The sequence below is a fragment of the Sphingobium sp. DEHP117 genome (assembly GCF_030867385.1).
In the GTDB taxonomy this organism is placed as follows: domain Bacteria; phylum Pseudomonadota; class Alphaproteobacteria; order Sphingomonadales; family Sphingomonadaceae; genus Sphingobium.
In genome coordinates this window covers 1,127,320-1,139,225 of record NZ_JAPFBJ010000001.1, presented here as the reverse complement: position 1 = coordinate 1,139,225, position 11,906 = coordinate 1,127,320, and the positions used below count along the sequence as shown (strand labels likewise).

Genomic DNA, 11,906 nt, shown 5'->3' with positions numbered 1-11,906 from the left:
GCCCTAGCTTTATTTATAGGCACCCGACAAGGGGCGGGGGCAAATTAGTTGTCGGTGGGAAGCCGTTACGGAGCGGCCTTTCCATGCGCAGCCGAAGCCGCTATCGCATGGGCCGATGGATCAACCCGCCGCCTCCGCGCACGCTGCCGCCGCGTCGATGACGCCCATGATGGCGCAGTATTTCGAATTGAAGGCGCAGGCGCGGGACTGCCTGCTGTTCTATCGCATGGGCGACTTTTTCGAGCTGTTTTTCGATGACGCCAAGGCGGCCGCACAAACGCTCGACATCGCGCTGACCTCGCGCGGGGAGCATGGCGGCGCTCCCATTCCTATGTGCGGTGTGCCGGTGCATAGCGCGGAGGCCTATCTCGCCCGTCTGATCCGCGCCGGGCACCGCGTGGCAATTGCCGAGCAGACCGAGACCCCCGCCGAGGCGAAGGCGCGCGGCGGCAGCAAGGCCTTGGTCGCGCGCGGCATCATCCGCTATGTCACCCCCGGCACCTTGACCGAGGATACGCTGCTCGACGCGCGGGTGGACAATATGCTGGTCGCTATCGGCGAGGCTGGCGGCGAGATTGCGCTCGCGGCGGCGGACATATCGACCGGCCGGTTCGAGGCAATGAGCGTCGATAGCGCGGCGCTTTCCGCCGAACTGGCGCGCTTGGGCGCTTCCGAGATCGTGGTGGCGGAAGGCTGCGCGCTCGATGTTCCAGGCGCGCACATGTTCGACAAGGCTGCGTTTTCGTCCGCGCGCGCGGAGGCACGGCTGAAAGGCCTGTTCGGCGTGGCGACGCTCGACGGGTTCGGCAGCTTTTGCCGCGCCGAGCTGGCCGCCATTGGCGGGTTGCTGGGCTATCTCGATCATGCCGGGCAGGGGCGCCTGCCGCATCTGGCGCCGCCGATTCACATCGCGCCGGGCAGCCATATGGCGATTGATGCTGCGACGCGCGAGAGCCTGGAGATCGTCTGCACGATGAGCGGCAGCCGGGCGGGCAGCCTGCTCCACAGCATCGACCGGACCGTGACGGGCGCGGGCGCGCGGCTCTTGGCGGCGGACCTTGCCGCGCCGTTGCTGGATGAGGGCGAGATCGGCGCACGGCTCGATCTGGTGCAATGGCTGCATGACGACAGCGGCAGGAGGGACGCCCTGCGCGCGGCGCTGAGGGCATTGCCCGATATTGGCCGCGCGCTGGGCAGGCTCGCGTTCGGGCGCGGTTCGCCGCGCGATCTGGGGCAGCTTCGTGATGGCCTGTCTGGAGCGCGTACCCTGCGAGAGCGACTGGGGAGGGCGGACGGGGCGGCGGGGCCTGCCCTGCTAGACCGGCTGCTCCCGGCGCTCGATGGCCATGGCGAGCTTGTGGATGAGCTGACGTGCGCGCTTGTCCCCACCCCGCCGACCGAGGCATCGTCCGGCGGTTATATTGCGGAAGGGTATGACGCGGCGCTGGACGACCTGCGTCGTCTGGCGAGCGACGGGCGGCGGGCCATCGCGCAGCTTGAGGCCCGCTATCGCAATGAGACCGGCATTTCCGCCCTCAAGATCCGCCACAATGCGGTGCTGGGTTATCATGTTGAGGTGCCGGGCAAGCACGGCGACGCGCTGATGCGCGAGGGTTCGGGCTTCACGCACCGGCAGACGCTGGCCGGAGTGGTGCGTTTCAACTCCGTCGATCTGCACGAGGAAGCGAACCGGGTGACACAGGCGGGCGCGCATGCCCTCGCCGCCGAGGCAGCGCATCTCGAAAGCCTGATCGAGCAGGCGCTTGCCCGCAAGGAGGCGATCACGCGCGCGGCGCAGGCGCTGGCGCGGCTGGATGTGGCCGCCGCCCTGGCCGAGCGCGCGGCGGAAGGAGGCTGGGCGCGGCCCGCCTTCGTGGCGGATCAGCGGCTGGAGATTGTCGGCGGGCGGCATCCTGTGGTGGAGGAGGCCTTGCGGCGCGAGGGGCAGGCGTTCGTCGCCAACGACTGCACGCTGGCGGCAGCGGACCGGCTCTGGCTCGTCACCGGCCCCAACATGGGTGGCAAATCGACCTTCCTGCGGCAGAACGCACTGATCGTGCTGTTGGCGCAGGCGGGGAGCTATGTGCCCGCGCAGTCCGCCACATTGAGCCTTGTCGACCGGCTGTTCAGCCGCGTCGGTGCGTCGGACAATCTGGCGCGCGGGCGCTCGACCTTCATGGTCGAGATGGTCGAGACGGCGGCAATCCTCTCTCAGGCTACATCACGCAGCTTCGTGATCCTTGATGAAGTCGGGCGCGGTACATCAACCTATGATGGCCTCGCGCTGGCCTGGGCGGTGGTGGAGGCTGTGCATGAGGTGAACCAGTGCCGATGCCTGTTCGCAACGCATTATCATGAGCTGACGCGCCTTGCCGAGACGTTGTCCGCCCTCTCGCTCCATCATGTCCGCGCGCGCGAATGGAAGGGCGACCTCGTGCTGTTGCATGAGGTTACGGAAGGCCCGGCGGACCGGAGCTATGGCATTGCCGTGGCGCGCCTCGCGGGCCTGCCGCCCGCTGTGCTGGCGCGCGCCAAGGCGGTGCTGGCCAAGCTGGAGGCGGGGCGAGCCAAGACCGGCGGCATCGCGGCTGGGCTGGACGATCTGCCGCTGTTTGCTGCCACGATGCCCGATAAGGAAGATAGTAACCCCGATCCGCTAAAGGAGCTGCTCAATGCGACAGACGCGGACGCTCTGACCCCGCGCGAGGCGCTGGAGCTGATTTACAAGCTCAAAGCGGTGGCGGACACGGCGAGGAAACCCTAGATAAGGCCATGAGCGATTTTTTCTCAGCATTGCCCAACCGCAGGGCGATCATAGACCGCCGCGCGGTGGCCGACCGTCTGGAACAGTTGCTGGCCGAGGCGGGCAGCAACGACGCCACGGTTCTGCGCGGAATAATCGTTGCCGTGCTCGTCGACGCGCTGGCTTCGGGTCGCGCGGAGGCGATGCGGCGACTTGAGGCCCACCCCACCAATGGGCGCGAGACGGTGCAGGCATTCGCGTTTCTTACAGACCAGATCCTGCGCATCCTCTACGACGCAACGATCCGTCACCTCTATGACCCAGGCAACCGCAGCACGTCCGAGCAGATGGTGCTGCTTGCCGTGGGTGGCTATGGCCGCGGCGAAATGGCGCCCGGCTCTGATGTCGATATCGCCTTTGTCACGCCCTACAAGCCGACAAGCTGGACCGAGCAGGTCATTGAATCGATGCTCTACTCGCTGTGGGATCTGGGCCTGAAGGTGGGGCATAGCAGCCGTTCAGTCGATGAAATGATCCGCATGGCGAAGGCGGACCTCACCGTGCGCACCGCCCTGCTGGAGGCGCGCTATGTGTGGGGGGATCGCGCAGTATATGATTCGGCGCGCGCTCGCTTCGGCGCTGAGATTGTGAAAGACGGCGCGCGTAGCTTCGTCGCTGAAAAGCTGGCGGAACGGGAGGAGCGGCACAAACGCATGGGCGACAGCCGCTATGTCGTCGAGCCGAACGTCAAGGAAGGAAAGGGTGGCCTGCGCGACCTGCAGACCCTGTTCTGGATTGGCAAATATGTGAACCGGGTCGATAATGTGGCTGGCTTGGTCGAGGCCGGCCTGCTCACCCGGCAAGAGTTGAAACAGTTTCAGAAGGCCGAGAATTTCCTGTGGGCGGTGCGTTGTCATCTTCACGCCGTCACAAAGCGTGAGGAAGACCGGCTGACCTTCGACCTTCAACTCGAGGTGGCGCGGCGCATGAGGTTCACGGCGCGCGAGGGGCGCTCGAGCGTCGAGCGGTTCATGCGCTATTATTTTCTGATGGCGAAACTGGTGGGCGATCTGACCGGGGTGTTTCTGGCGCATCTGGACGAGCAATGGGCCGTGCGGGGGCGGCGCTTCATGCCGACGCTGTTCCGCCGCCCGCGAAAGCTCGACGGGTTCGTGCTGGAGCGTGGGCGCATTGCGCTCTCCAGCGATGATTTCTTCCAGAAGGACCCCGTGCGCCTGCTGGAGATTTTCGCGCTGGCGGATCGGCACGGCCTTGCCATTCACCCCAGCGCGATGATCGCGGCGCGTAGGGACGCACCGCTGATCGACCATGCCGTGCGCAAGGACCCGCGCGCAAACGCCTTCTTCCTCGAGGTGCTCACCTCACCGCGCGACCCCGAAACCGTGCTGCGCTGGATGAACGAAGCGAATGTTTTCGGCCGCTTCATTCCGGATTTCGGCCGTGTCGTCGCGCAGATGCAGTTCGACATGTACCATCACTATACGGTGGATGAGCACACCATCCGCGCGGTTGGACTGCTGGCCCAGATCGAACGCGGAGAGCTGGCGGAGGATCATCCGCTCTCCACCGAGCTGATGGGCAGGCTGGTTTCGCGCCGGGTGCTGTATGTCGCGGTGCTGCTGCATGACATTGCCAAAGGCCGGGGCGGGGATCACAGCATATTGGGGGCGGAGGTCGCTGAAAAGCTTTGCCCGCGCCTGGGGATGAGCGCTGCCGAGACCGAGACGGTCGCGTGGCTGGTCCGCTATCATCTGCTGATGAGTTCGACCGCCTTCAAGCGCGACCTTTCGGATTACAAGACCATAATGGATTTTGCCGAAACCGTGCAGAGCGCCGAGCGGCTGCGGTTGTTGCTGATGTTGACCACGGTAGATATCCGCGCGGTTGGGCCGGGCGTGTGGAACAGCTGGAAGCGGCAGCTGCTGAGCGATCTCTATCATGGGGCAGAAGAGGTGCTGCGCCTGGGCCATAAATCGAGCGGGCGCAAGGAGCGGATCGCGGCCAAGCTGGCGGCGCTCAAGGCAACGCTCAACGTCAGCGAGGCGGAATTTGCCCGCCTGGCAAAGCGCCTGCCGGATAGCTATCTGATCGCCGAAGCGGATGACATTCTTGCGCACAATGCCCGCCACATATTGGCGGCGGGCAAGGAACCGCTATCCATCGCGGCGCAGGTGTACCCCGAGCGCGGCGCCAGCCTTGTCACCATCTATGCAGCCGATCACCCCGGCATCTTTTATCGGATTGCCGGTGCGATTCACGTCGCGGGCGGCAGCATCATCGACGCGCGCATCCACACCACGCGCGATGGCATGGCGATCGACAACTTTCTGGTGCAGGACCCGCTCGGGCGGCCATTTGACGAGCCGAGCCAGCTGGCGCGCATCGAGCAGGCCATCAAGGACGCGCTTGCCAACAAGCAGAAGCTTCAGCCCCGGCTCGAAGCCCGCCCGCTCTCGCGGACCCGCGCGGAGGCATTCGCCATCGCGCCCAACGTACTGATCGACAACAAGGCGTCCAACCGCTTCACGGTGATAGAGATCCATGCGCGGGACAAGCCGGCGTTGCTGTTCAACCTTGCTTATGCCCTCTTCCAGTCCAAGGTGACCGTGCACAGCGCGCATATCAGCACGTACGGCGAGCGCGCGGTCGATACTTTCTACATCACCGATCTGCTCGGTGGAAAGATCGAGAGCAAATCGCGGCTGCAGACATTGGAGCGAAGGCTGCTGGAGGCCTCAGAGGCACGGACGGCGGAGCAGCAAATGGCGGCATGATCACGCCGCCATGTCGTGCGCTGCTCAGGCCGCGCGCAGCCGGATGCGCCCATGTTGCAGGGCCAGGGGATAGAGTATCGCGTTTTCCGCATCGATCCGCTCCAGCAGGCGACGCATCATCATGGTTGTAGCATTGGCGAAGCCGGCCCAATCGGCCGTTATTGCCTCGAGCGACCACTGCTCAAGATAATCCGCCCAGTTGTTCTTGAGGTCCGCAAATTCCTGCTCGAATGCGATTATTTCGGTATCGAGGCGGGTAGGATCCTTGCGCATCTCGTCAGCATAAATGAAGTCCGCTTCTGCTGCGAGGTGCACATCGAGCCGGTCTCTGAAGCCGGTCAGTTCCCGGTGTGCTTCGGCCGGGCGGCCACACTCCTCTGTAGCGAACGCAATCAGGGTGCGCGCGGCGTCTGCCAATGCGTCATGTTCGTCGACAAGCCTGGCCAAGTTATGCATGGCGTACCTCCACCTGGATATCCTCCGCGCATATCCGACTTTCGGTTAATCAATGCCTTATCGCAATGGGAACATAAGGTATATTATTGCTTTTACTGGATTTCCATAGCCATACTCGATTCTAGCGCAGGCAGGATGCGGTCCATGTCAGCGCGCGAAATGGCAATGCAGCCTTCGGTCGGCTTGGGCAGCCCGACCGTATCCGCCACCCAAATATGCCAGAATATCGCGCTGCCCAGGCCGGGCTGTGGCGGCGCGTCGTTGTGACCGAGCACTATGACGATGTCGTAGGCGGCATCCTCGCGCTGGAGGTGCTCGTGAGAGAAGGGGTGGGGGAGGAGGATGGGGCGGTTATAGGCCGGGTCGTCGATGCTGTCTGACCAGCCATCGTTTGCACGTGTCCAGCGCCACGGGAGGAGCGGTGCCCGCGTCAATGCCACACGCCCTGGCCGCAGTAGCGCACCCCGGATTGGCCAGATGCCCCGCGGCGTGCAGCCATCGCCTTCACGCTTTTCGGACGCGGCACATGCCCCGCCCTTGCCGATGGCGCAGGGGATAGCCTCGCCGTTAAAATGCAGCAGCCGCGCGGCGGTGTCGACGCGCAGGCGCATCGTCATAGCTGGTGCCCGGTGCGATCCCGCTTTGTGTCGAGATAGCGGGCATTGTGCGGGTTGGCGGCGATGGAGAGTGGGACACGCTCTGCCACCCTGATCCCTTCTGCCTCCAGCCCGGTGACCTTGGCCGGGTTGTTGGTCAGCAGCCGCACTTCGTCGACCGCGATCAGCTTGAGCATCTGCGCCGCCACCGAAAAATCGCGCGCGTCGATCGCGAAGCCGAGGCGGGTGTTGGCGTCGACCGTGTCGAATCCCTGATCCTGCAGCGCATAGGCGCGCAGCTTGTTGATGAGGCCGATGCCACGCCCTTCCTGCCGCAGGTAAAGCAGCACGCCCCAGCGCGCATGGGCGATCTGATGCAGTGCGGCGTGAAGCTGTGGCCCGCAGTCGCACTTGAGGCTGCCCAGCACATCTCCGGTCAGGCATTCGCTGTGCAGCCGCACCACCGGAACGCTGTCATCCCGTGTGCCGACCACGAGCGCGACATGCTCGCGCGGGTCGCCGGGGGTGCGGAAAGCGACAATCTCCGCATTTTCAGCAGCCGAGACCGGCAGGCGGGCGCGGGTGGCGATGTGGAGCTGAGGCCCACCGCCATAGACCATGATTGAGCTCGCCTCTGCGCTGGCCTCGGTGGGTACCGGTGTGCTCGCCACGAAGAACGCAGGCAATATTCCAGCCAGCCGGGCGAGGCGAAGCGCGGCCGCAGCGAGTTCCGGATTGGGCAGGGAAAGCGCGCGATACGGGCCTTTGAGCGGGGTCGCAAGGTCTCGCACCGGATCGGCCAGCGCCATCGCGCCGCCAAGGTCAATCCAGCTTTCCCGCTGCACCAGTACCGGCGCCTCCGGGTCTGCAGCCTCGCGCTGGTTGGCGAGGCGCAGCGTCTGCGCCCGTGACGCGGAGATCAGGATCGGCGCAGTCGAGGCGGGATCGAATAGCGGAAGGCTTTGCTCGTCCGCGCTCTCAACGCTGAGCAGATGCAGCGCCTTGCCCCCGGCAGTCACCTCGATCGCCCAGCCGCGCCGCAGCGCGTCTATCGCCCGTGCGACCGACCGCGCGGACGCATCCGCGTTCATCAGAAGACGAACTCCGTGACGAGCGGCGCATGGTCGGACGGGCGCGCCCAGCTGCGGCATCCCTCGATCACGCGGTGGCTCACCGCCTTGTCCGCCAGTTCGGGGCTCACCCACATATGGTCAAGCCTGCGCCCCCGGTCTGACGCAAGCCAGTCCTTCGCGCGATAGCTCCACCAGGTGTAGAGCCGCTGTGGCGCGGGGAAGAACTGGCGGCCCAGATCGACCCAGTTGTGCGCGGCCTGCAGGCGGCCGAGCAGTTCGCACTCCAGTGGCGTGTGGCTGACCACGTCGATCAATTGCTTGTGGTTCCACACATCGCATTCCAGCGGGGCGATGTTGAAGTCTCCTGTGAGGATCGTCGGCACCGAGAGGTTGGAAGACCACTCGATCATCCGCTCGAGAAAATCGAGCTTTTGCCCGAATTTGGGATTCTCGTCGCGATTGGGCACCTCGCCCCCTGCCGGGACATAGACGTTTTCGAGCCGCACGCCGTTGTCGAGCCGCACGCCGACATGGCGCGCCTCACGGTTGGCCTGCCAGTCCAGTCGGTCATCCTCGCGCATCGGCACCTTGCTGATGATCGCGACGCCGTGGTGCATCGGCTGGCCATGGAGGATGTGGTGATTATAGCCCATCTGGCGGAACACGCCGCCGGGGAAGATATCGTCCGTCACCTTGGTTTCCTGCAGGCAGAGGATGTCCGGTGCTTCTTCGGTCAGGAACCGGGTGACAAGGTCAATACGGGCGCGGACGCTGTTGATATTCCACGATGCGATTTTAAGTGTTTGAGGCATGACCCCATCCCCTAGGGGGCTTGGCATGGCGAAGCAAGAGGGGTTCAGAGTTAATGAAGAACCCCCGCTCCGGGGGCATGGAGCGAGGGTTCCAGTATGCGCTATTGGGCGCAATCACAAAGGGGGCATGCCGGATAACAGGGGGAAGTCCGGCCGCTTCCTCTGCGGTTGACCCCTTATAGTGGGCGGTGGCTGTCCCCAACATTAACAGACTGTAGAAACGCCCCGTTCATCGCTCTGACGGCTCGGTTAGCCGCCTCCACGCGGCCCGGAGGGACGGGGATCTCTCCAGCGGAAAACAGAGTCCGCAACCGGCGCATTATACTGCTGCGAAGAAAGGCGAACCGCCGTGCGGTTGCCTTGCGCATCGCGCGCGACCCAGCCGTATAGATTGAGGCCGCCGGGTGCTGACGGCTGCCGCTGGAAGACGAGGGTGATGGTGCCGAACTCCGGGCGTTTGGGGTCACGCGCCTCTATCGAAAGGGTGGCCGGGTCACCGGTCTGGATCACCTTGCTGAATTTGGTGAAGTCGCGCGATGGGTCGATGAGCGCGCCGAGGGGAGAGCTGCCGATCGGCCAGCGCTGCACCTGCCGCACCTCGTAATCGATCACCGTCAGCGCCTTGCCGTCGCCCACAATGAGCAGCGGCACGCCCTTCTGATACTGAAAGCGGATCTTGCCGGGCTGCTTGAGGGAGAGTGTGCCGGTCAGCGTCTGGCCATTGCGGTCGGTCTGGGCGAAGCTGGCGACCAGGCTTTTGGTCTGGCGGATATAGTCGGCGACGCGGGCGAGGTCCTGCGCATTGCTGGTGGCGGCTTGAGCCTGCGTCTTCGTCGGCGCAGCGAGCATGGGTGCTGCACAGCACGCCAGCATGAGGGCATATCGGATGGGCTTCATCAGGGTCCTTTGAGGCATCGGCCTTGAACTTGGCCTGAATGTCAACGCGCGTGATAGCGCAGGCGACCAACGAAACGCGCAAGGCTGGGGCGGCGTTCCGCGTTGGCGGAAAGGCGCGCCTTCGCCTTTTCGAACCGCATAACGCCTTCGATCCTGCGGCCGAGGAAGGCCTTTGTATCGGCGTGACCCTCGCTCTCGTCGTCCAGGAGCACCAGCAACGTAGCGGCATAGATGCCGGCCACGAGCGTGCGCTTGGTATAATGGTTATAGTCGACCGCAGTGTCGCCCGCTGCGCGCCAGATATGGTCCGCCGCACGCCAGCCTAGGCTTGCCGCGCGCGCTACATTCTGGGGCAGGGAGAGGATGGACAAGGCCCGGCGCAGGGCCTCCTTGTCCCGCGCCAAGGCTTTGAGCCGCGCCTCGATGAGGGCAGTGATCTTGGCGCGCACCTTCATGACGCTCAGTCGCTCGGGTGTGCAGGCTGTTAGCATCGCAGCGTCGACATGCGCAAACCATGCGTCGATCATGGCAATGGCGCCGCCGTCAAACGCGAGGGCGGCAATTTCCTTGTCAACGCCCGCCTGCTGGGCCGCCATATCCACCGCCGCCTGGCTCCAGCCGTCAAAGGCGGCGTCGCGGGCGACGAGCGGAGCCAGCGCGGCGCGCACCTCATCAAGGGTGGGGTCCGATGGAAGGGGAGGAGAAACGGCCATGCTTCTCATGTAAGCCAGCGTGCGAGGCAGGCAAGAGGGAAAGCGGCCTCGCCCCCGATCAGGAGGCGAACTGCTTCCGCAGCTCCAGCATGCGGATGGCTGCCTTCGCCGCCTCGCCGCCTTTGTCTTTCTCCGTTCGGCGGGCGCGGGTGAGGGCCTGCGCCTCGTTCTCCACCGTCAAAATACCGTTGCCGATCGGCAGGCCATCGAGCGAGAGCGCCATCAGGCCACGTGCGCTCTCGTTGGAGACCACCTCAAAGTGATAGGTTTCGCCGCGGATCACGACGCCAATCGCGATATAACCGTCATAGCGGCCGCTCTCGCTGGCCAGCGCCACCGCGCCCGGAATTTCCAGCGCGCCCGGCACGGTGATGACCTCGTGGCTATGTCCGGCCCCCTCCAGCGCGGCAACCGCGCCCTCGATCAGCAGGTCGTTCAGGTGGTCGTAAAATCGTGCCTCAATGATCAGGAAATGGGCCACCTTTTGTGCTCCTCAAATATCTATCGACTGCTGGCCCACCACCGCGAGGCCATAGCCGTCGAGTGCTACGAGGCTATGCTGGGTGTTGGTGAGCAGGATCATGTCGTGCACGCCCAGCTCGGCCAGAATTTGTGCGCCGACGCCATAGTCGCGCAGCTCATCCATGTCTCGCGTTTGTTGGCCCGAATGCACTTGCAGAAGACGGGAGAAGTCGTTCGGACTGCGGCGATTGATAGCGACGATAAGCCCTGATCCTGCTGCGCCGATGGCCTCCATAGACCGGGCCAACAAGCCGGAACGCGCGCCTTCCGCGCCAAAGACGTCAGCGAGGGGGCTGATCTGATGCATCCGCACCAAAGTCGGCTTGTCAGGGTCGATATTGCCCTTTTGCAACACAAGCTGCTCGGATTGCGTTGCCGTGTTGTAGAAGGTGATCGCCTTCCACTCGCCGCCCCAGCGACTGGTGAAGCTGGCTTCGGCCCGTCGTTCCACCAGATGGTCGTGCCGCCGCCGATAGGCGATCAGATCGCGAATTGTGCCGATCTTGAGGTTATGGCGGCGGGCGAACGGGATAAGATCTTCCAGTCGCGCCATCGTGCCGTCGTCGTTCATGATCTCGCAGATCACGCCGGAGGGATTGAGCCCGGCAAGGCGCGACACGTCCACGGCTGCCTCGGTGTGGCCGGTCCGGATCAAGACGCCGCCGTCGCGCGCGACGAGGGGGAAGACGTGGCCCGGCGTCACGATGTCCTGCCGCCCCTTCGACGAGTCGATCGCGACGGCGATGGTCCGGGCGCGGTCGGCCGCCGATATGCCGGTGGTCACACCCTCGCGCGCCTCGATAGAGACGGTGAACGCGGTCTCATGCCGGGTGCCATTGGCGCGGCTCATCAGGTCCAGCCCCAGCTGATCGACCCGTTGTTTGCTGAGCGCAAGGCAGATCAGGCCCCGGCCATGAGTAGCCATGAAGTTGATTGCGTCCGGCGTTGCCATCTGAGCCGGGATGATGAGATCGCCCTCGTTCTCGCGGTCTTCATCATCGACGAGGATGTACATGCGCCCATTGCGCGCCTCGTTGATGATCTCCTCCGGGCTGGCGAGCGCAGTGCCGCTCTCGCGCTTGGCGAGATAGGCTTCGAGGCGGGATAGGGTGTCCGCTGTGGGGTTCCAGTCGCCGTCGCCGAGCTTGCGCAGGCTGTTGGCGTGGAGGCCTGCTGCGCGGGCAAGGCCGGAGCGAGACATCGCACCGCTACGGATCAACGATGTGATCTGGTCAATGAGCTGCATAGACATTATGCAGGATAATCACACTGTAATGTGATAGTCAAGCGGTCCAATCA

General features: G+C 64.5%; 10 protein-coding genes. 2 read left to right on the top strand and 8 right to left on the bottom strand.

What is annotated here, in order from left to right:
* Positions 1 to 115 precede the first annotated feature (115 nt).
* Positions 116 to 2,764: a DNA mismatch repair protein MutS gene (mutS, locus tag OOT33_RS05645; RefSeq protein WP_307749017.1), complete on the top strand. Its 2,649-nt coding sequence runs from the start codon at positions 116 to 118 to the stop codon at positions 2,762 to 2,764.
* An 8-nt stretch (positions 2,765 to 2,772) separates the two neighbouring features.
* Positions 2,773 to 5,538: a [protein-PII] uridylyltransferase gene (locus OOT33_RS05640; protein WP_307749016.1), complete on the top strand. Its 2,766-nt coding sequence runs from the start codon at positions 2,773 to 2,775 to the stop codon at positions 5,536 to 5,538.
* Between the two features lie 24 nt (positions 5,539 to 5,562).
* On the opposite strand, the gene OOT33_RS05635 is transcribed toward OOT33_RS05640, so the two are convergent.
* The 8 genes from OOT33_RS05635 to ribB form a co-directional block, all read right to left on the bottom strand.
* Positions 5,563 to 5,994 (bottom strand): hemerythrin domain-containing protein, encoded by a 432-nt coding sequence (locus OOT33_RS05635; RefSeq protein WP_307749015.1) that lies wholly within the window; start codon positions 5,992 to 5,994, stop codon positions 5,563 to 5,565.
* A gap of 92 nt (positions 5,995 to 6,086) precedes the next feature.
* Positions 6,087 to 6,611 (bottom strand): L,D-transpeptidase family protein, encoded by a 525-nt coding sequence (locus OOT33_RS05630; protein WP_307749014.1) that lies wholly within the window; start codon positions 6,609 to 6,611, stop codon positions 6,087 to 6,089.
* The gene (ribA, locus tag OOT33_RS05625) at positions 6,608 to 7,681 is read right to left on the bottom strand and encodes a GTP cyclohydrolase II (RefSeq protein ID WP_307749013.1); all 1,074 of its coding nucleotides are present in this window, start codon (positions 7,679 to 7,681) and stop codon (positions 6,608 to 6,610) included. Before ribA ends, OOT33_RS05630 begins: the two co-directional genes overlap by 4 nt.
* On the bottom strand, positions 7,681 to 8,475 hold the full coding sequence (locus OOT33_RS05620) for an exodeoxyribonuclease III (protein WP_307749012.1): 795 nt from the start codon (positions 8,473 to 8,475) through the stop codon (positions 7,681 to 7,683). The genes ribA and OOT33_RS05620 overlap by 1 nt, the downstream gene beginning before the upstream one ends.
* A 249-nt stretch (positions 8,476 to 8,724) precedes the next feature.
* Positions 8,725 to 9,372: an outer membrane lipoprotein carrier protein LolA gene (locus OOT33_RS05615; RefSeq protein ID WP_373690504.1), complete on the bottom strand. Its 648-nt coding sequence runs from the start codon at positions 9,370 to 9,372 to the stop codon at positions 8,725 to 8,727.
* Between the two features lie 41 nt (positions 9,373 to 9,413).
* A complete protein-coding gene (locus OOT33_RS05610) occupies positions 9,414 to 10,085 on the bottom strand; it encodes a COQ9 family protein (RefSeq protein WP_307749011.1) in 672 nt (223 codons plus the stop codon).
* A 58-nt stretch (positions 10,086 to 10,143) separates the two neighbouring features.
* Entirely contained in the window at positions 10,144 to 10,566 is a 423-nt protein-coding gene (ribH, locus tag OOT33_RS05605) for a 6,7-dimethyl-8-ribityllumazine synthase (protein WP_307749010.1), read from the bottom strand.
* Positions 10,567 to 10,578: 12 nt separating this feature from the next.
* Positions 10,579 to 11,859, bottom strand: a complete 1,281-nt coding sequence (gene ribB, locus OOT33_RS05600) for a 3,4-dihydroxy-2-butanone-4-phosphate synthase (protein ID WP_307749009.1) — start codon at positions 11,857 to 11,859, stop codon at positions 10,579 to 10,581.
* Positions 11,860 to 11,906: the final 47 nt, after the last annotated feature.

Bases quoted from the DNA above. Each gene is read 5' to 3' on its own strand.
- OOT33_RS05615 (WP_373690504.1), bottom strand. From the start codon at position 9,372: ATGAAGCCCATCCGATATGCCCTCATGCTGGCGTGCTGTGCAGCACCC.
- ribB (WP_307749009.1), bottom strand. From the start codon at position 11,859: ATGTCTATGCAGCTCATTGACCAGATCACATCGTTGATCCGTAGCGGT.
- OOT33_RS05620 (WP_307749012.1), bottom strand. From the start codon at position 8,475: ATGCCTCAAACACTTAAAATCGCATCGTGGAATATCAACAGCGTCCGC.
- OOT33_RS05630 (WP_307749014.1), bottom strand. From the start codon at position 6,611: ATGACGATGCGCCTGCGCGTCGACACCGCCGCGCGGCTGCTGCATTTT.
- mutS (WP_307749017.1), top strand. From the start codon at position 116: ATGGATCAACCCGCCGCCTCCGCGCACGCTGCCGCCGCGTCGATGACG.
- ribA (WP_307749013.1), bottom strand. From the start codon at position 7,681: ATGAACGCGGATGCGTCCGCGCGGTCGGTCGCACGGGCGATAGACGCG.
- OOT33_RS05635 (WP_307749015.1), bottom strand. From the start codon at position 5,994: ATGCATAACTTGGCCAGGCTTGTCGACGAACATGACGCATTGGCAGAC.
- OOT33_RS05610 (WP_307749011.1), bottom strand. From the start codon at position 10,085: ATGGCCGTTTCTCCTCCCCTTCCATCGGACCCCACCCTTGATGAGGTG.
- OOT33_RS05640 (WP_307749016.1), top strand. From the start codon at position 2,773: ATGAGCGATTTTTTCTCAGCATTGCCCAACCGCAGGGCGATCATAGAC.